This is a genomic window from Pseudomonas sp. NY15364 (genome assembly GCF_048068235.1).
Taxonomy (GTDB): Bacteria; Pseudomonadota; Gammaproteobacteria; order Pseudomonadales; family Pseudomonadaceae; genus Aquipseudomonas; species Aquipseudomonas mendocina_D.
The window spans coordinates 14,689-31,253 of the sequence record NZ_JBLUPX010000040.1 but is presented as its reverse complement, the minus strand read 5'-3'; the positions used below and the strand labels follow the sequence as shown (position 1 = coordinate 31,253).

General features: G+C 62.6%; 31 protein-coding genes. 16 read left to right on the top strand and 15 right to left on the bottom strand.

Annotated elements, in window-relative coordinates:
• From ACNFCJ_RS21985 to ACNFCJ_RS21930, 12 genes are all read right to left on the bottom strand, one after another.
• A partial coding sequence (locus ACNFCJ_RS21985) for a hypothetical protein (protein WP_416773637.1) occupies positions 1–836 on the bottom strand: 836 nt, incomplete at its 3' end.
• A 111-nt stretch (positions 837–947) separates the two neighbouring features.
• On the bottom strand, positions 948–1,334 hold the full coding sequence (locus ACNFCJ_RS21980) for a hypothetical protein (protein WP_416773636.1): 387 nt from the start codon (positions 1,332–1,334) through the stop codon (positions 948–950).
• Positions 1,331–1,522: a hypothetical protein gene (locus ACNFCJ_RS21975; protein ID WP_416773635.1), complete on the bottom strand. Its 192-nt coding sequence runs from the start codon at positions 1,520–1,522 to the stop codon at positions 1,331–1,333. Before ACNFCJ_RS21975 ends, ACNFCJ_RS21980 begins: the two co-directional genes overlap by 4 nt.
• Complete coding sequence (locus ACNFCJ_RS21970) at positions 1,522–2,070, bottom strand: hypothetical protein (RefSeq protein ID WP_416773634.1); 549 nt, start codon at positions 2,068–2,070, stop codon at positions 1,522–1,524. Before ACNFCJ_RS21970 ends, ACNFCJ_RS21975 begins: the two co-directional genes overlap by 1 nt.
• 73 nt (positions 2,071–2,143) lie before the next feature.
• Complete coding sequence (locus tag ACNFCJ_RS21965; protein WP_416773633.1) at positions 2,144–2,605, bottom strand: hypothetical protein; 462 nt, start codon at positions 2,603–2,605, stop codon at positions 2,144–2,146.
• Between the two features lie 77 nt (positions 2,606–2,682).
• Positions 2,683–3,153: a hypothetical protein gene (locus tag ACNFCJ_RS21960; protein ID WP_416773632.1), complete on the bottom strand. Its 471-nt coding sequence runs from the start codon at positions 3,151–3,153 to the stop codon at positions 2,683–2,685.
• A 53-nt stretch (positions 3,154–3,206) separates the two neighbouring features.
• Positions 3,207–3,335, bottom strand: a complete 129-nt coding sequence (locus ACNFCJ_RS21955; RefSeq protein ID WP_416773631.1) for a hypothetical protein — start codon at positions 3,333–3,335, stop codon at positions 3,207–3,209.
• 195 nt (positions 3,336–3,530) lie between these two features.
• Entirely contained in the window at positions 3,531–3,719 is a 189-nt protein-coding gene (locus ACNFCJ_RS21950; RefSeq protein WP_416773630.1) for a hypothetical protein, read from the bottom strand.
• 60 nt (positions 3,720–3,779) lie between these two features.
• The gene (locus ACNFCJ_RS21945; protein WP_416773629.1) at positions 3,780–4,094 is read right to left on the bottom strand and encodes a hypothetical protein; all 315 of its coding nucleotides are present in this window, start codon (positions 4,092–4,094) and stop codon (positions 3,780–3,782) included.
• A complete protein-coding gene (locus ACNFCJ_RS21940) occupies positions 4,069–4,533 on the bottom strand; it encodes a hypothetical protein (RefSeq protein ID WP_416773628.1) in 465 nt (154 codons plus the stop codon). Before ACNFCJ_RS21940 ends, ACNFCJ_RS21945 begins: the two co-directional genes overlap by 26 nt.
• Positions 4,534–4,543: 10 nt before the next feature.
• Positions 4,544–4,807: a hypothetical protein gene (locus ACNFCJ_RS21935; protein ID WP_416773627.1), complete on the bottom strand. Its 264-nt coding sequence runs from the start codon at positions 4,805–4,807 to the stop codon at positions 4,544–4,546.
• A gap of 273 nt (positions 4,808–5,080) precedes the next feature.
• Positions 5,081–5,287, bottom strand: a complete 207-nt coding sequence (locus ACNFCJ_RS21930; RefSeq protein ID WP_416773626.1) for a hypothetical protein — start codon at positions 5,285–5,287, stop codon at positions 5,081–5,083.
• Positions 5,288–5,635: 348 nt separating this feature from the next.
• Here ACNFCJ_RS21930 and ACNFCJ_RS21925 point away from each other — a divergent pair, with 348 nt between their 5' ends.
• Positions 5,636–5,950 carry a DUF1654 domain-containing protein gene (locus tag ACNFCJ_RS21925; RefSeq protein WP_416773625.1) on the top strand — a complete coding sequence of 105 codons (315 nt, stop codon included), beginning with the start codon at positions 5,636–5,638 and terminating at the stop codon, positions 5,948–5,950.
• Between the two features lie 103 nt (positions 5,951–6,053).
• Here the strand turns inward: ACNFCJ_RS21925 and ACNFCJ_RS21920 are convergent, their stop codons facing one another.
• The 3 genes from ACNFCJ_RS21920 to ACNFCJ_RS21910 form a co-directional block, all read right to left on the bottom strand.
• Positions 6,054–6,530: a DUF6941 family protein gene (locus ACNFCJ_RS21920; RefSeq protein ID WP_416773624.1), complete on the bottom strand. Its 477-nt coding sequence runs from the start codon at positions 6,528–6,530 to the stop codon at positions 6,054–6,056.
• Positions 6,527–7,036: a helix-turn-helix transcriptional regulator gene (locus ACNFCJ_RS21915; RefSeq protein WP_416773623.1), complete on the bottom strand. Its 510-nt coding sequence runs from the start codon at positions 7,034–7,036 to the stop codon at positions 6,527–6,529. Before ACNFCJ_RS21915 ends, ACNFCJ_RS21920 begins: the two co-directional genes overlap by 4 nt.
• Positions 7,037–7,461: 425 nt before the next feature.
• Positions 7,462–8,391 (bottom strand): LexA family transcriptional regulator, encoded by a 930-nt coding sequence (locus ACNFCJ_RS21910; RefSeq protein ID WP_416773622.1) that lies wholly within the window; start codon positions 8,389–8,391, stop codon positions 7,462–7,464.
• Between the two features lie 109 nt (positions 8,392–8,500).
• Between ACNFCJ_RS21910 and ACNFCJ_RS21905 the strand changes: the two genes are divergently transcribed.
• From ACNFCJ_RS21905 to ACNFCJ_RS21835, 15 genes are all read left to right on the top strand, one after another.
• Complete coding sequence (locus ACNFCJ_RS21905; protein WP_143506500.1) at positions 8,501–8,704, top strand: Cro/CI family transcriptional regulator; 204 nt, start codon at positions 8,501–8,503, stop codon at positions 8,702–8,704.
• Positions 8,705–8,790: 86 nt separating this feature from the next.
• Positions 8,791–9,213 carry a phage regulatory CII family protein gene (locus tag ACNFCJ_RS21900; RefSeq protein WP_416773621.1) on the top strand — a complete coding sequence of 141 codons (423 nt, stop codon included), beginning with the start codon at positions 8,791–8,793 and terminating at the stop codon, positions 9,211–9,213.
• Between the two features lie 69 nt (positions 9,214–9,282).
• Positions 9,283–10,035, top strand: coding sequence for a phage antirepressor KilAC domain-containing protein (locus ACNFCJ_RS21895; protein WP_416773620.1), 753 nt, complete (start codon positions 9,283–9,285; stop codon positions 10,033–10,035).
• The gene (locus tag ACNFCJ_RS21890; RefSeq protein WP_416773619.1) at positions 10,025–10,807 is read left to right on the top strand and encodes a DnaT-like ssDNA-binding domain-containing protein; all 783 of its coding nucleotides are present in this window, start codon (positions 10,025–10,027) and stop codon (positions 10,805–10,807) included. The genes ACNFCJ_RS21895 and ACNFCJ_RS21890 overlap by 11 nt, the downstream gene beginning before the upstream one ends.
• Complete coding sequence (locus ACNFCJ_RS21885) at positions 10,804–11,613, top strand: replication protein P (protein WP_416773618.1); 810 nt, start codon at positions 10,804–10,806, stop codon at positions 11,611–11,613. Before ACNFCJ_RS21890 ends, ACNFCJ_RS21885 begins: the two co-directional genes overlap by 4 nt.
• Positions 11,606–11,833, top strand: coding sequence for a hypothetical protein (locus tag ACNFCJ_RS21880; RefSeq protein ID WP_416773617.1), 228 nt, complete (start codon positions 11,606–11,608; stop codon positions 11,831–11,833). Before ACNFCJ_RS21885 ends, ACNFCJ_RS21880 begins: the two co-directional genes overlap by 8 nt.
• 3 nt (positions 11,834–11,836) lie before the next feature.
• Positions 11,837–12,277 (top strand): dATP/dGTP diphosphohydrolase domain-containing protein, encoded by a 441-nt coding sequence (locus tag ACNFCJ_RS21875; RefSeq protein WP_416773616.1) that lies wholly within the window; start codon positions 11,837–11,839, stop codon positions 12,275–12,277.
• A complete protein-coding gene (locus ACNFCJ_RS21870) occupies positions 12,274–12,516 on the top strand; it encodes a hypothetical protein (RefSeq protein ID WP_416773615.1) in 243 nt (80 codons plus the stop codon). Before ACNFCJ_RS21875 ends, ACNFCJ_RS21870 begins: the two co-directional genes overlap by 4 nt.
• A complete protein-coding gene (locus ACNFCJ_RS21865) occupies positions 12,516–13,562 on the top strand; it encodes a tyrosine-type recombinase/integrase (protein ID WP_416773614.1) in 1,047 nt (348 codons plus the stop codon). Before ACNFCJ_RS21870 ends, ACNFCJ_RS21865 begins: the two co-directional genes overlap by 1 nt.
• Before the next feature lie 3 nt (positions 13,563–13,565).
• Positions 13,566–13,931, top strand: coding sequence for an endodeoxyribonuclease RusA (locus ACNFCJ_RS21860; protein WP_416773613.1), 366 nt, complete (start codon positions 13,566–13,568; stop codon positions 13,929–13,931).
• Positions 13,928–14,239: a hypothetical protein gene (locus ACNFCJ_RS21855; RefSeq protein WP_416773612.1), complete on the top strand. Its 312-nt coding sequence runs from the start codon at positions 13,928–13,930 to the stop codon at positions 14,237–14,239. Before ACNFCJ_RS21860 ends, ACNFCJ_RS21855 begins: the two co-directional genes overlap by 4 nt.
• 19 nt (positions 14,240–14,258) lie before the next feature.
• Positions 14,259–14,933: a hypothetical protein gene (locus ACNFCJ_RS21850; protein WP_416773611.1), complete on the top strand. Its 675-nt coding sequence runs from the start codon at positions 14,259–14,261 to the stop codon at positions 14,931–14,933.
• A gap of 157 nt (positions 14,934–15,090) precedes the next feature.
• Positions 15,091–15,399 (top strand): peptidase M48, Ste24p, encoded by a 309-nt coding sequence (locus ACNFCJ_RS21845; RefSeq protein WP_416773610.1) that lies wholly within the window; start codon positions 15,091–15,093, stop codon positions 15,397–15,399.
• A gap of 1 nt (position 15,400) precedes the next feature.
• Positions 15,401–15,697: a hypothetical protein gene (locus ACNFCJ_RS21840; RefSeq protein WP_416773609.1), complete on the top strand. Its 297-nt coding sequence runs from the start codon at positions 15,401–15,403 to the stop codon at positions 15,695–15,697.
• Positions 15,694–16,485, top strand: a complete 792-nt coding sequence (locus tag ACNFCJ_RS21835; RefSeq protein ID WP_416773608.1) for a hypothetical protein — start codon at positions 15,694–15,696, stop codon at positions 16,483–16,485. The genes ACNFCJ_RS21840 and ACNFCJ_RS21835 overlap by 4 nt, the downstream gene beginning before the upstream one ends.
• The last annotated feature ends 80 nt before the right edge of the window (positions 16,486–16,565 follow it).

Genomic DNA, 16,565 nt, shown 5'->3' with positions numbered 1-16,565 from the left:
TCCAACATCACGCGCCGCTCGGCGGTGGTGTACATGGGATTATCGGCATCCTGCCACGCAACCGCCTCCACCTCTTCCACAGCCGATCCAGCAGCCGGCAGGGAGGGGGCTTGATCAGCTAGCTCTGCAACCTCCAGCCACTCACGTGATGGCTTCTCTGCTGGAATAGCGTGACCAGCCAGCATCAGCTCAAGATCGGCGGCTACGCGCTCAACGTCAGGGGCAACAGGTCGGCGGATGCGCAGCAGTCCTGCGGCGTTCTTGATCAGTGCACGATGCGACGGGTCGATCTGCACCTGCTCAGCCTTGACGGTTGGGGCGGCAGGTGCGGCGGCGAGCATGGCGCGATACCCAGCGATGAAGACACCGCAAGGGCCAACACCGCCAAGGTGCGCGTCATTCGCCGCAGAGCATGCGGCGTTGAAGGCGTCAGTGTCTTCCTTCGGCACCAGATGCCATCTGTAGCCATCCGGCACACCCACCGGCAGGCTGGTGCGCTGCTGCCAAGCCCACCACGCCATGTGGTGCGCGGGATCGACGTACATGCCTCGATCCTCGCTCCACGTATCGCCTACTGCGGCCAAGCCGCCATAGAATTTTTGATTTGCGGCAAACTCAAACGCCGCCCGCTCCGCATCAATCTTGCTCTGCTCACTCACCAGCGGGCACTGAGCTGTGCTGTGATCTTCGGCGCCTGGGCAGTTCACGCATTGTTGTGTCATGGCTTTTGGCCGACTGAGTTGGGCAGCCAGTTCGGCATTCGCGGCCCTTTGCCCAGCCCGAAAACCATCGGCCGCAGCCGTGGCCATGTCGATGGCGGTGAACTCTTCTTTCATTGGCTTAGCTCCATATCTGCGCCGGGCGGCGCTCATGTCAGTTCGGGTTACACCGTGAGCAGCCGCAGGGGTAGGGCTTGCGGGTGTCGCGGCATATGGGTTGGGGCGGGATCACGAACGCCTCCATGCGAATGCCACCGGCTCAGTCGGCAGCCATAGGTGACGCATGTTGGCCACGTTCACCACGTCCTTGTCCGCCGGGTAGACCTCCAGGGCGTCGCGGTCGCCTCGGCCGCACTGGCGTTTGAGCGCCATCAGGTCTTCCCAGCTCAGGCCGTCCGCCCAACGCTCGCCCTGCAGGCTGGTGCTGCTGATGCTCAGGCGCTCCATGCCGGATGGCTCGGCGTAGACCTGCACCAGATAGTCACGTGAGCGCCAGACTTCCTTCGGCTGGCGCGGGTGATCTGGCCACTCGCTACGCGGAACCGGCTGGAGCGTGCGAGGCTGTTTGGCGTTTTCCTTTTCCAGCAAGCGGCGCTGCTGTCGGTTCGGCGTCATGGTTTGCTCCTTGGCACCGCCCGCAGGCTGGCGCCGTGGTTGATCTGGCGAAACTCCGTGCAGATCACCGCAACGTCTTGGCCGTCGCGGCGATGCACTGGCATGGTTTCGAAGGGAAGGGCGCTGCAGTCGTCGTGCAGTTTGGCGCAGCCACGGCAGCGGCCTGCCTTGGGGTAGTGGTTCGGCATCAGGCAACAAGCTCCGCGTCTTCGAACTTGATGATCAGCCTCCGGTTGCCTGTAGCTTCGTCGTCCTGTCCGTCCGGCTTCATCAGGTACTTGGCGACACCGTGCTCGTAGATGCCGTCAATGCAGCCGACCTCGCCATCCTTCCAGCGCCGATCGCGGATGCGGGTACCGATTGGGTGGGGTGGCTGGATGTCGTTCTCTTCGAACCATTTGCGCTCAGCAGCAGCCAGGAGCTTGTCGACCTGGTATTGCATGTCGTCCAGCTCCTCCATCATGTCGCGAGGAACATCCCAGCTACACCAGCGCTCCAGCTCCTTGGCCAACTCGTAGCCGTCCATGTTGCCGTTGAACTGGTTGGCGATATCTTCGGCATAGTCAGCCGGCCAGCCGACAGCTGCCGCCAGCAGTCGTGCGGCTTCGATCTTCATCTCCTGCGTTACGGTAGGGCGCGGGATCATGGCTGGCTGCTGCTCCTGGCGGATGATCTTCAGTTCGTGGGTGGCCACGTCGCGTAGGAAATCTGCGTTGCCGGTGTTTTCAGTGGGCATGACTTCTCCCTCGCCATTGGCGTGAAAGGTGGGTTGTGGGGTAGGGTTCCGGCGCCACCAGCGCGCCCGAGCGTCAGGCGCTGGCCTGTTGCGGTATGCCCCAGGCGCTGACGCGCTCGTAGATGCGGTGAGCGTCCCTCGCATCGATGACGATGCTGTCGGGTACGGCTATCCAGGCGTGGCCGATGACGTGGCTGGGGTTGCAGGTGGCGATGATGTCTTGCACCGGCTGCTCGAATAGGTCGGGCAGCTTGGTGATGACGTGGATGCCAGCCAGTTCGTACTCGACCGACTTCGCCCAGCGCTCATTGCCGCTCTGGCAGATGGCCGAGATGTAGACCGTCCAGTGGTGGGGTAAGTCGCACAGGGCGTTGGCCACCTTATTGGATAGGATCTGGCGCAGGTTCTTGTAGTTGAGCATGACCTGCACCTCGGGCACGCTGGCGTCGACGATGCATGCATGGTGCTGGCGCAACAGTGCGCCCGCTGCGCGCTCCATGCGGGCGCGCATGTTGTGGGGTTTGCGGCGGGTCATTGGAAGAGCCCTTTGAAATGAGCGGAGTAGCTCCGGCCGCGCATCGGGCAAGGATGGCGGCCGGGCAGGGTGGCTGATTAGGCGAACAGGTCAGGCATGGCCTGCATCACCGCCCTGCGGCCGTGCGGCATCACCTGATAGGCGCGCTTGAGGATGAATAGCTCGCACTGGCCTTGGTTGTAGATGTTGTGCCCAGCCATGCCTGGGGTGTACTTGGCGCCCAGCAGGCGGCCACCCTCAAGGCGATAGCCATTGAAGTAGCTGGTGGCATTGCGGTCGAGCGTTTTCGCCTCGATGCTGATTGACCCCCAGGCCTCATAGACCCGCACCACTCGCAGCTGCTGGCCGCTGGTGTTGTCGCGGATGGTGTCGCCGGGGCGGGGCAGGTGGGTGATGGGTTGCTCTCCCTCCGGCCCGCGCACCTGCATGACATAGGCCCATAGCTCTGGTTCTTCCAGCTTTAGCCTGGCCTCGGTGTCGCGGTAGTGCTTGTCGTAGTCGAAGGCGTTGAGCAGTTCGTTGTTCTCGCGAATGCTTGGGCGGCGCATTGCTTTCTCCAGGCATTGAAACAAAGCACTTTTCCCTTTGCTACGCGGGGCTTTCACTCCACCCAGCAGTGGGGCCAGATGCCCAGTGCATGGGCCAGTGCTTCGTCGTGGTTGCATTTGCTGCCGACCATCGGGAAGCGCTTCCCGCAGGGCAGGCAGACGTACCAGCAGGCTTTGGTCATGGCTTGTCGTCGGTGGTTACCGATGCGTGGCCGCTGTCGAGGTCGCGCAGCTCGGTGATTGAGATGGTCGATTCACCGTCCGTAACCGCCCAGGTGTTCAGCTCCAGGTTGCGGAAAGTGCCGCAGAAATGGCGGTAGGCGGCCAGCGCGGCGCGCCGGAACGACTTGGCGGCAACAGGCCCAACGACAAGCTGCTTACCCCCCCCCTGTTAGCTTGAGGTCGAAGACGGCCAAGTCCTCGATGCGCTTGCAGGCGGCGCGCACGGTGCTGGGGGCCAGCTCGAAGTCGGCCGCCACTTCGGAGATGGTCTTGGCGGCAACGGCTTGAAAGATTTCCATGTCACGCGCCGGGTTGCGAAGGCCGGCATAAAGGGTGGCTTGCATGGCTTTCTCCAGAACGAACGATCCCGTGCCGCTGCTGCGGCCGGTGTGGTGGGTGGTGGGTTACTGCTCTTGCCGATCGAGGCGCCCGGCTTGTTCGGCGCCTTGCTGGTAGAGCTGGCGCGCCACGCTTTCCGATAGCTGGATTTCGTGGCGCGGTGGTTGGAGCAGGGCGGCGGCCTGGTCGCGGCCCAGGGCGTGGACGTTGAGCAGCAGCGTTTGCAGGCATTCGGTGCGCTCGGTGTGTGCGCCCCATTCCATCAGCTCGGTGAGGATGGCGAGGATGCCCGGGCGCACGCGGTGGCGCAGTTCCTCTTCGCCGGCGGCCTTGCGCCGCTGGGCCGTGGCTTCGTCACGATCCTTCTGCGTCTTGGCCATAGGGCACTCCGGGTTCGATGCCGTGCAGCTTGCAGAGCTTGTAGGTGTGGTTGTAGGTAAGGCCCGCCGCTTCGGCGAGTTCCTTCATGGTCTTGTTGGCGCCGGCCAGGGCTTTGACGCGGCTTGCCCCGCTGCGCCCTGCAGGCTGGGAGAAGTCCAGGCCGTAGTCATCGCGCAGGCGGTTGAGTACGCCGCGGCTGACGCCGAGTGCGCGGGCGGCCTCTACGATGCCGAGGTGGGTCACGGCCCTGGCTTTTTCGAGCAGCTCCGGGGTGCGCTCGTCGCTCGCGGGCTGGGGGCAGCGTTTGGTTGGCCTAAACTTCTCCCGCGCCTGCTGCTTGGCGTAGCGGCGTGGGTGTTTGATGGGGTCGAGGTTGGCGGCGCAGCCCAGGGCTGCCTGTTGTTCGGCATGGCTGCTGTAGTGCGGGTTCTGGAGCATGCTGGCGCCCTCAGTGTTGCAGGTGGAGGCCACGCTCGAGGGCAGAGGCCAGCCAGCGCGCTTCTCGCACGGTGCGGCGGAAGCCGAGCACGCGGCCGGTGTCGACGTCTACCACGCGGATCATGGCGTTGCCGCTGCACACCAGGTGGGTGGCACGCGGGGCGGGTACTGGCTGGCGCTGGCGCTGCTGGGCGGCCATGCGGGCCTGGCTGGTGTGGCGCATGGCGTCGAGCAGCTCGGCGATGGATTCGCGGGCTTTGGTGAGTGCGTTCATGGTGGGCACCTGTGGTGGATGTTGATGTAGGGGGGTGGCCTCTCTGTCGCCCACGGCGAGGCCCGCCGCTTGCTGGGACTGCCGGCATTCACCGGCCACCCTGGCTACCGCTTTATTCACCGGTGCGCGCTTTGATCCGGGCGTTGGCGCGCCTGATCTGCCGGCTGAGATTGACCGGCGCTAACGCAGTGGCATGCCGAAGCGGCACGGGCACCACCCGCCCGCCGGGTTCGCCCAACGCTTAGCGGGTGGTGCTGGGGATCAAACGCCAGCCTATGAGTGCATGCGAACCGTGATGCAGCCGTTGCTGGCTCGCATCACGCCCCAGCGCTTGAGCAAAACGGCAGGGCCGAACTTCTTGCTGGCTGCGCGCTTCACCTGATCGGCTACCGATTGCAGGCTCTCGCCTTCATCTGCGATGGCCAGCCACTGCAGGCTTTTGCCATCGCTCAGGTGTGCGTCGATGTTGAACTGAGCCATCGTGATTCCCTTCTATGGTTGTCATCCCAAAGCCGGCTCATCGAACCGGCTTCAGTGATGCTTTCCATAAAGAACAATCTCTGTCTTCCAGAGCCGGTCGATCCCTCGCGGGGCCGGGGTCAGCTTTCGCGCTGTCCGGGCTAGCTGGCGTCTTCACCAGCGCTGTGTGGCCTTGCGGCCTGGCCGTCGTTTCCGGCGGCGATGGAATAAATATCGCCGCCGGCGTTGAATAAGTCAACGCCTGCGGCGATATATTTTATTTGGCGCGCAAGAAAAGATCAGGCTGTTGCGGCTAGCGGTTTGCTCGTTTACTGTATGGATATACAGCAAAAGGAGAGGCGTAGACCGATGCCGAAAACCGAACAGAACGCACCGATGAATGCGATTGATCGCCTGGGCTTGCGGGTTTCCGCGATGATTCAGGCGCCTACTGCACAGCTAAACCGGCGGGTGACCATCTTCCAGTTGGATACAGACCCGGACTACGCCTGGCAGGCGATTCTGGAGCTGCTGCAGGAGACTGACGGGCTGAGCCTGGAGCGCCACGAGGACGGTACGGTGACGGTCAGCTGGGACGCGGCTACGGATGCCGATGCGCGGATCGAGGAAGAGGAGGGGGATTTGATGCGGGTTGAGGTGGCGGAGGCGGGAGCGCCATTTTGAAGGAAGGGAATTTACCGGGGCGGCGTCGCGACAGTAACGTGCACGCCCCGTTCTCGATCAGATCCCCAAAAAAAATCTCGTCTAGGAGATATGCCGGCCTGTCTCAGGCAAGATTTTCCGGGAGCTTACCTTCAACTTCTCTGAGCACTGGTATAGGGATGTCTTTCCGCTCAGAGGTTTCAAATATCAGTGGGCGTGTCGTTAATGTCTCACTTTCAGTTATAACTTCAACGTAGACTTTGCAGGGCTTGTTGACGCTGATTGGCGTAAAGACCATCTGAACCTTTACTTGTATGTCTTCGAGGTCAACTGGGCTAGCCGCTAAATCTTCTTGTATATTATTCTGGTCGATATCCATTTCGCCAAGCACATGATTTCCCGCCTTGGCTCGGAACTTAAGGGTTTTAAATGGGTTCGAGCGGCTAGTATTTGCAAATACGACAATAACAAATTTGCTGACGTTCGCCGGAAACTTGCTAAAAATAGCGTAATCAGCATAGATACCCATCAGAGATACCTTGCCGTGAACCTCTTCTCTAGCGTCTTCGCAATAGATCGCGTACGCTGATCTTTCGTTCATGCTTGTTCACCCGAGCCTTGTGCGTTGGTTAGCATTTCATGAATTTGATTGGGCGTTATCTTTAAAAGCTCACAGAGCTTGCAGATTGTTGAGAAGTGAGGATCGCACTTGCCTCTCTCGATTAACGACACCTGCGCCTGACTTGTATTCATTAGCTTGGCAAGATTAGCTTGCGAGTATCCTGCGTTAAGGCGAGCTTTCTGAAGCGTTAGTGGTTCATCGCCTAGAAAAGTTTCAGAAATCCACTTATTTGACTCAGTTAAGAGTGCTTCATTCTCTGGATCTGATTCAATTTCTGACAGCAGGGAATCAAAGTCGGTATTGCACTGCGCAAGCTTAGAAATCGGTATGGATATCTCCAGCTTGTAGATCTTAGCTGCCGGCGCAGGAATAGACTCGCCAGCATCGCTAGAGGTCAAATAGCTGTTGGTATGCTCTGAAAATGCGTATCGACCGGTCATGGCTAAGTGAGTAGTCGAATCTTGTGTCATTTTCATCGTTTTCATCTGCTTTCTCTGCAATCGCTAGAATCGTGTATCGATCTGGGGGACAAAAGGCATAAATGATCCTGTAACCCAGGGCTTCTGGCGCAAAGCTACGGACGCGCCACAGGTTCATGCCTTTGTTCTGCGCTGCTGACCACATTCCTACGTTGAATGTTGCGCCTCTCGGCACGGGCCGTGCAGGTCTTCCGCCAAAGCCTATCCTAGACAGCCTGTCAAGCAGGTCTTGGCTGTCCCTTAGCTCGCGAATGAACGCGGTCAACCTAACGCCACTGGCTTTGTCACGGCTCAGGATTTCGCGGAGATCCTGAGTTGCGTCGTCATGCACAACCAGTTCGTACACTATATCGTCCTCGATATAGTATCACTATACCTATCCAATTTCGACAGGCGTTGGTGGTATGCGTGCCGGCAGCGGGTGCGGGATTTCAAAGTTTCTGCCCCTTCCAAACGTAGAGCACGCGCGCGTGGATCGTCACGTCGCCCACGGGCACCACGCGATCCTTGTGCTTCTCGTTGTCGGAGATCATGTCGAAGTGGTCGGCGTCTGCCTTCTGCAGGCGCTTGATGTAGAGCATGCCGTCCCAGGTGAGCACGTAGACGCCGTCACCGTTGAACTCGGTGATGCCGCGGTCGACGATCACCGGGTCTTTGTCGTCGATGGTGCCGGCCATGGACTGGCCCCAGCCGGTGATGATGCTGAGGTTGGCGGGGGAGGTGTACTCCAGGCCGAGCTTCTCGAGCTGCAAGCCATTGACCACCACATTGCGCACGAACTCGACGTAGTCGGCCGGCACCTGGCCGTGGCCCATCGAGGCGCGTACGTCGTATTGCGGGATGAGGATGTCGCCATCCTGTAGGCGAGCCGCTCGGGAGAAGTTGCCGGGGATGACGTTGCCTGACTTCACCTCTGTCAGGGTTTCGCTGACGGCATCCAGTAGGCGCTGCTGGGCCTGTTCGGTGAGGCTCTTGCCGTGCTTGCTCAGCATCTCCATTACTTTGGCAGCAGCGCCATAAGTGCCAGCTTGTTCGGAGGAGGCTGCCTGCCCGGCTGACTCTTGCTTGGCCCCGCCAACGATAGGAGCTGCCATTTCGGCAATTTCTTTCGCGAGTCGTGGGCTGAAGCTTTCGACCGGCACTTTGATCAAGCCGGCAACGATGCCAGCAACGCGCGCGTTCAGAGCGTTTACACCGTTCAGGTAGGAGCTCACCGATCCTTGGTTCATGCCGAGCGCGTCTGCGATCTTGCCCTGGCTCAAACGTTCAGCTCTTGGCTTACCCGCGTTATAGGCGTCCACGGCCTTTTTCAGCGCCATGCACTCTGCCAGTTCCCACTCTTCAAGGTCGCGTTTTTTCATCTGCCTAGCGTATTCCCTGCGGCGATAGTTTATCCATCGCCGCCGGCGTTGACCAAACCAACGCCGCCGGCGATACTTGTGCCGAGATCGAACACCGGAGTACTCGACCATGCGCCGAATGACCCTCAGTGACTTTGCAGCGGAAAAGGGCCAAGTGACCGCTGCCAAGCTCATTGGCATGCGCCAAAGCTCGCTGAGCAAGGCGCTCAGCGTTGGCCGCGCTGTTTACGTAACCGAGCACGACGACGGCACGTTTACCGCCGAAGAAGTCCGGCCTTTCCCTTCGCAACAGAACAAGACCGAAGCGGCCTGAACCGCACCCGGCGGCCTTTCCCTTGGTCGCCATGATCACGCCGCCACAGAGCCGGCGCCACGATAAACGAGCAGAGGTTTCCCGATATGGAAGAGATCCACCGCGCCATTCACGAGACGGTTCTGGACGCTGGGCCGAAGCAGTTGGCGCATGCCATGGGCATGAGCCACACGAACCTGCTGAACCGTTGCAACCCGAACGATGACACGCACCGCCTGAATGTTGAGCAGCTGCTGCAGATCATGCTGCACAGCCAGGACAAGCGGATTTTGGCCGCGCTGGCGCATGAGTTCGGCTTTGAGCTGGTGGCGAAGGAGCCGGTGAAGTCGACCGCGCTGCAGTCCGCCGTGCTGCACATGCACGACGAGATTGCCGACGTGACGAAGGCGGTTGTCGAGGCGCTGGAGGACGGGCACGTGAGCCAGCACGAGAAGCAGCAGATCAAGCGTGCGATCGGCGAGGCCTCTGCATCGCTCGAGGTGTTGCGCGTGTCGGTCCAGGCCGCCTGATTCACGGGCACAAAAAAGCCGGGATTGCGGCCCGGCTTCTTCAACAACACCTACTGAGGTGACCGAAGTATGAACCAACTACTGACCACGGGCAAGGCGCCCACCATGAACAGCCGGGAGATTGCCGAGCTGGTCGGCTCACGCCACGACAACGTGCGCGTGGCCATTGAGCGCCTGGCTGCGCGGGGCGTTATCGAAATCCCTGCAATGCAGGAAATCCCCACGGCCACCAAGCCGGTGGCGGTTTATGTGTTCAGCGGCGAGCGCGGCCGGCGCGACAGCATCGTGCTGGTGGCGCAGCTGTCGCCTGAGTTCACCGCGGCGCTGGTGGATCGCTGGCAGGCGCTGGAGGCGGGCACGGTGCAGCGCCTGCCGCAAACCCTGCCCGAGGCGCTGCGCCTGGCGGCTGACCTGGCCGAGCAGAACAACCGCCTGCAGGTGGTGGTGAGCGAGCAGGCACCGAAGGTGGAGGCGCTGGCGCGTCTCGCCGAGGCTGGCGGCTCGATGTGCCTGACGGATGCGGCCAAGCACCTTGGCATCCAGCGTTGCCGGTTGATCGAGTGGATGCGCGCGAACCGGTGGATTTACCGCCGGGAGGGCAGCATGCGCCTGCTGGCGTATCAGCCGCGCCTGGCTGCCGGGCTGCTGGATCACAAGGTGTCGGTGATCGGTCGGGAGGATGACGGCGCGGATCGGCTGGCGAGCCAGGTGCGGGTGACCGCCAAAGGGCTGGCTGTGCTGGCGCAGAAGATCAATGTCGCGCCACGTTCTGCGGCGGGCGAAAACGTGGCGCGTACTGAGGGTGGCAACCATGGCCGGTGAGTGGATCAAGATGCGCACCAATCTGTGGGATGACCCGCGTGTGTCGCACCTGTGCGATCTGGTGGATCAGCCCGAGGCGATGGTGGTGGGGGCGCTGTACTGGCTGTGGTCGATGGCAGACGAGCATTCCGAGGATGGTCTGCTGCCTGGCCTGACGCTGCGTGCCATTGACCGTAAAACCGGTGTGGCGGGTATCGGTGCAGCCCTGGTGCAGATCGGCTGGCTGGCCGAGGTGGATGGCGGTGTTGAGGTGGTGAAGTTCGGCGAGCACAACGGTTCGTCCGCAAAGCGTCGGTGCCAGGAAGCCCAGCGTAAAGCCACTTCGCGCAATGTGTCCGCATCGAATGCGGACAAAAGTCGGACAGGTAGCGGAGCTAGAGAAGAGAAGAGAAGAGAAGATCTAAAACCCTCTCACACTGCGCGCGACGACTCGCAGCCCGATGGCGACCCGAAGCCGGCCGACCCCGATGCCCTGTTTGCGATGACGCTGGAGTGGCAGCCAGAACCTGATCGGCTCAAGGCCCTGGCATTCCGTGCAGGGGTGCCGCAGCAGGCTTGCGCTGATGCGCTGGGGGCGTTCGTGATCCACCACCAGGCCAAGGGGCTGGCGCTGACGGCGGCCGAGTGGCACGCCAAGTTGATCGCCTGGGCCAAGCAGGATCAGGTGCGGGGGGCGGCGCAGGGCGGGAAGGTGACGGCCTTGCGACCACGCAACAACGCCCCGACCGATGACGACTTTGCCAGCACCGGCTGGCTGGGAGAGCAGCCATGAACCAGCCTGCCAGCAAGCCCACGCACAAGCCTGTTGCCAGACCTGTTGCAGCCGTCGCCAGCGGCGTTATGGCCGGTGAGCGCGGGCGCAAGTCGGCGCCGCCGCGCAAGGCGGCCGAGGTGATCGCCGCCCTGACGGATGACCAGCGCACCGCCGTGGAAGGCGTGATCAACCGCCTGTTCCGCGAGATCCGCGACGTTCGCCCGGCTTGGCGTCAGGCCTGGCCGACGAAAGAGGCGATGGAGTCGTCGAAGGTCAAGTGGCTGGCGGCGTTGATCGAGGCGCGCTGCACGGACTGGGAAGGGCAGATCGAGGTTGGCCTGGCACGCCTACGGGCTGAGCCGAGCGACTTCGTGCCGTCGCCGGGCAGCTTTGTGGCCTGGTGCGTGCCGACGCCCGAGGCACTTGGCGTGCCGCCAGTCGATCGCGCCTTCGCCGAGGCCTGCCGCAACGCCCACACCGCAGCCCGGCAGGGTGCCAAGTGGAGCCACCCGGTGGTTTACCACGCTGCCATCGACGTGGGCCTGGACGTGCTGATGTACGAGCCGACCGCCCACAGCCGCAAGCTGTTCGACCGTAGCTTCGCCGTGATGATGCGCCGCGCCGCGATGCGTGAGCCGCTCAATGGTTCGGTGCCGCTGGGGCTCGGCCACGATGGCGCCAAGAGCTTGGCCGAGCTGGCCGAGGAGCGCAGCCTGCAGCAGGCGCTGAAGCTGCGTGAGGCGCAGGGCATCAAGGATAACGGGATTGGTGCGCGGGCCGAGCTGTTGAAGGCTCGGGCGCGGATGGGGGGTGACCGTGGGTAGGAAGTCGACCCTGGAATGCACCAAGCACGGGCTGCGCTTCGAGCAATTCGATGACTGGCACGAGGTGGCGGGCGGTGCGGTACCGGAGTGCTACCTGTGCGCGCACAGCAAGGCCGAGGCGCTGCGCTTGCAGTTGGCTGAGCTAACACGCCAGCGCGATCTGCTGCTGGGTGCAATTGACGTGAAGCTGAACATACCCGTTACCGGCGATAGGCTCTGAGCTATGACTGAGTTGAAAGAAACCAACCCCAAGGACGCGATTGGCAGCCAGAAGTTGCCACTGCATCTGTGGCCGACCACTGCAACGGCGATGGGCTGCCTGGGGCTGATGGATGGTGCCCTTAAGTATGGCCGGGCCAATTGGCGCAAGGCTGGCGTGCGGGCCTCGATCTACTTCGATGCCGCCAACCGGCACCTTGCTGCGTGGTTCGAGGGTGAGGAGGCCGACCCGGATAGCGGGCTGCCGCACCTGGCGCATGCGCTGGCGTGCCTGGCGATCATCGTCGACGCAGAGGCCGCGGGACTGCTGGCGGATGACCGGCAGGTGCAGGGTGGCCACCGGGCGCTGATCAATGCCCTGACGCAGCATGTGCCGCGCCTGCAGGACGTACATGCAGACCGCGCGCCGAAGCACTTCACCATTGCTGATAACCCCCAGCCATGACCATCGGCTGGGCACCGAAGAAGAACCGCGACGGGCAGCCGACACCTGGCTGCTGGATCACCGATGGCGGGTACACGGTGGCGGAGTTTCTGGTTTATGACCAGCAGGTCTACGCCGTGACGGCGCCCGGCGAGTCGGTGGCGATGGCGTATCGCCCAGGCCGTGACGGTGTGGTGGCGGCGATCACTGATCACATGGCCGGGCTTGCTGTGGCGAAGTTTGAAGGGGAGAGCGCGTAGTGGCGAGCAAGAAGGCAGGCATGCGCTCGGTGGGCGAGGTGGTGGAGTGGTGGCTGTCGCGCATCGAGGGCGACCGGACGCGCAGCGAGAAGTATCGCGGCAGCATGGGCTCGCTTATGCGCCGGCATGTGATCCCTCGCGTGGGCAAGGTGGCGCTGCGCAAGCTGGATCGGGTGCTGCTGGATGACAAGTTGGTGTTCCCGATGCACCAGGAGCTGAAGCCGCGCACGGTGCAGAAGGCGTTGCAGGGGCTGCGCCAGGCGTTCCGCATGGCTGAGACGCAGGGGCGCATCGAGGGCAACCCGCTGGCGGGCACCACGTTCCGCGACTTCTACAAGGGCAAGCTGCGGCCGAAGCCGGCGTCGCTGTCGCGGGTCGACCTGCTGGCGCTGGTGCAGCATCTGGTGGAGGTGTTCAACCGTGACCCGGCCAAGGGGATGCTGCCGCTGATGATGCTGGCGCACGGTACGCGCATTGCCGAGACGCTGGCGGCGCGCTGGGCGCATATCTCGCTGGATGAACGGGTGTGGGTGATCCCTGAGGCGAACACCAAGAGCCGCCGCGAGCATGTGTTGCCGCTGACGGCGCAGGTGCTCGGCCTGCTGGCCAAGTATCGGCAGGCGCTGCCGGATGCACGGATGAAGGCGGCGTGGCTGTTTCCAGTGCGTGGCGGGGCTGCCATGGCGCTCACCAGCGGGCATGCGTTGATGCGTGAAGTGAGCGGCCGCCAGTGGACGAGCCACGACCTGCGCAAGCTGATGCGCTCCAGCCTGGCGGATATCGGCGTTGACCACATGGTGGGTGAGCTGCTGATCAACCATGCCCTGGGCGTGACCACGGAAACCTACCTGACCCGCGATGCGATGGAGCGTCGGCGCGAGGCGCTGGAGCGGTGGCACACACGGCTGGATGAGTGCGGTTTTGCGGGTGCGCATGGCGTGCATGTTGTGCCGAAAGTGGCTGTTCCTGCACTTCTTCATTTGGGCGTAGCGCCAGTAATGGAGGGCGCTACAGCCGAAAACAGTATTTCTACGTGGGGAGGGTGAAGAATGGGTAATGCGGTGATTCTGCCCTGGCCTCCCCAGGCGCTCAGTCCCAATGCCAGGCCGCACTGGGCGGCGAAGAGCAAGGCGGCGAAGGCCTACCGGATGCAGTGCTTCCTGTTCGCCAAGAAGGCGGGTTTGGTCGCTCCGGCTGGGCGCATTCTGCTGCAACTCGAGTTCCTGCCGCCAACTGCGCGCCGCCGTGACGATGACAACCTGCTGGCCTCGTTCAAGGCTGGCCGCGATGGCCTGGCCGATGCGTTGGGTATCGATGACAGCCTGTTCGTCAGTCAGGTGCAGATCGGAGAGGTTCACCCGGGCGGGGCGGTGCGGGTGACGCTCTCGCCGTTTCAGCCAGGCGCGCAGCATTGAAGGCGCGCCTGATGCCGCTGGAGCGGTGCGAGGTGTGCCGGGGCGCTGGCCGCATCCGGGGCATCTTCCATCTGATGGAGTGCGCCGGGTGCAACGGTGGGGGCTTCGTGAAGCCGGACGGGGAGGCGCTGGACTATCCCGAGCTGGTCGAGCAGCTGCGCCTGCGCCTGGCCATGTCGGGCGATGAGCGCAGGCGGATGCAGCGCGTTCTGCAACAGGCAGGGCTGATGCCTGAGCAGGGCGCGGCGGCTGGTTATCAAGGCAATAACAGGAAGGGCGCCGGCGGGGCGCACTTCACCGGGGATTGAACACAGAGGGGTAGGCATCATGAGACTGATCAGCGCACGCCAGGCTTGGCACGATGCAATGCATGAGAACCGAGATTCCGTGATGGCTGTTGCTGCGGAGCAGGCGAAGATAGGCAAGAAGACCGGAGGCGGTGACGGCAAGGTGGTCGTTATGCTGGAGAACGAACACGGAAAAGAGGTGGCCAAGGCGTATCCAGCCCGCACCAAGGGTGTTCAGGAGACGCGTTCAGGCCGGCGTCTTACGGAGGCGCGCTGCGCTCACATGCTCGCCGCGGGCCTTGTCATGCATGCAATCGACAGCCTCCCCAAGACATTGCAGCACTTCGGGCACTTCATGTACTCGCCTATCGCGAATGGCAATGATCTTTCCATTGCACATGGCGTTGTGTGGCTTGGGTCGGGGCTTGATTCGTTGAGCGAGAAGAAGAGGGAGCGTGCGTATTGGATGGCCTTGGCTGCTCTTCAATCGCACAAGCGCATGGTCGCTGGGCGCTCCGGTCTATCTCCGATTGAGGTGTGCACGTTCGTCGAGGACCGTCTTGGCATCCGTATGCATCCTGATAACTGGGCTCGTGATTGGGCTGGCGTTTGGGAGGCTATTGCCAATCACGTCGACCGCCTGGATGCTCGAGCGCTTGCGCCGGTTTCTGAGGTCGTAGATCGCCTCAAGGATCGAGAGGAACAAGCTGCTTGACAATTGAAGGGCAAATTGGCACTGTTTCGCCATTGTGAGAAACCTCACCCAAAGCCCTGGCCTAAAGCCGGGGCTTTTTCGTTTCTGCTCTGCGGCGGATTTCCCTAGCCCGTCGCCCTGCCCGCCGAGTGCGGGCTTTTTTATTCTGGAGAGGCACATGGTGGATCCGACTACCGCAAGCGGCGCCGTGCTGGCGAAGTATGGCGCGGTGATTGCCGGCTTCGTCGGCGCCATCCTCTCGCTGAGCTTCCTGAAAGGCCTGACCCGTAAGGAAGCAGTCGTGGCGGTGCTGACTGGGTTCGCGTCGTCCGTGTTCACCACGCCGTTCGTGGTCGCCTACTTCGGCCTGCCCAGCGACGTCGAGTCGCGGTATGGCGTGGCGTTCCTCATCGGCCTGCTGGCGATGAACCTGATTCCCGCAGTGAAGGCTGCGCTCGAGCGGATCTTCGCCCTGCGAGGTGCCTGACATGGCAACGCTTCTAATTGGCCTCGATGCCGTGCTGTGCATCCTGATCATGCTGGCGGCGCTGGACTACCTGCGCGCTGTGTTCTTCATGGATAAGCCGCTGGTGTGCTCGGCCTTCTACCTGGTGGTGATCGGCGCATTCGGCATGCTGGTGTCGCTGTACGCCGGCAAGCAGCCTTCGATCTGGGAGGTGCTGCTGCACCTCGGGGTGACGCTGTACGCAGCGGCGCACTACCCGCAGATCTTCGTGCATGAGTGGCATTGGGACGGCAAGGAGCGCCGGCAGCATCGGCCATGAGCGTGAAGGTGACGTTCTCGGGCCTGCGCGAACGGCTGCAGACCCTTGACCGCCTGGAACGTGAGCAGCTGCCTTTCGCCGCCGCGATGGCCCTGACCCGTACCGCACAAGAGGTGAAGAAGGGCGTGCGCCAGGAGATGGAGACGGTATTCGACCGGCCCACCAGAGCAACGCTCAACAGCCTGTTCATCCAGCCAGCCACCAAGGATCGAATGGAGGCGCGGGTGTGGATCAAGGACGGCCGCAGCACCAATGGCGCCGGTAATCTGGTTGGCCAGGAGGGGCAGTGGGGCAAGGGTAGGGCAGCGTCTACCTGGCTCTCGCCGCAAGTGTACGGCGGGGGCCGCAGCGAGAAGGGCTTCGAGAAGATGCTGCGCCGTAAGGGCGTGCTCGGCGCGGGGCAGTACGTGGTGCCAGGCGACAAGCTGGACCTGGACCAGTACGGCAACATCGGCCGGGGCCGACTGAATAAGATCCTGTCCGGTGCTCAGCTGTTCACCGAGGAAGGCTACAACGCCAACGCCACCGATAGCCGCCGCTCCATGCGTAAGGGCAATCGGCGCTACTTCCTGCTCAAGAAAGGCAATCGACCAATCGGCATTGCTGAGCGCGTGGGCTATGGCAAGGGCAGCAGGAACAACATTCGCATAGTCCTCGCTTTCGTGCGTGGGCCGTCGTACAGCAAGCGCCTCGACTTCTTCGGTGTGGCTGAGCGTGTAGCGGATGATCAGTTGCCTATTCAGTTCGAGGTCGCGCTGGCCCGTGCCCTCGGCACCCGCCGCCGCTGATGCACCAAGGTGGTGCGCTTTGGGTCCTCCCGGGTGGGGGTGCCCCGAGGGTAATTCGGGCCCCGCCCTTCCACTATGTA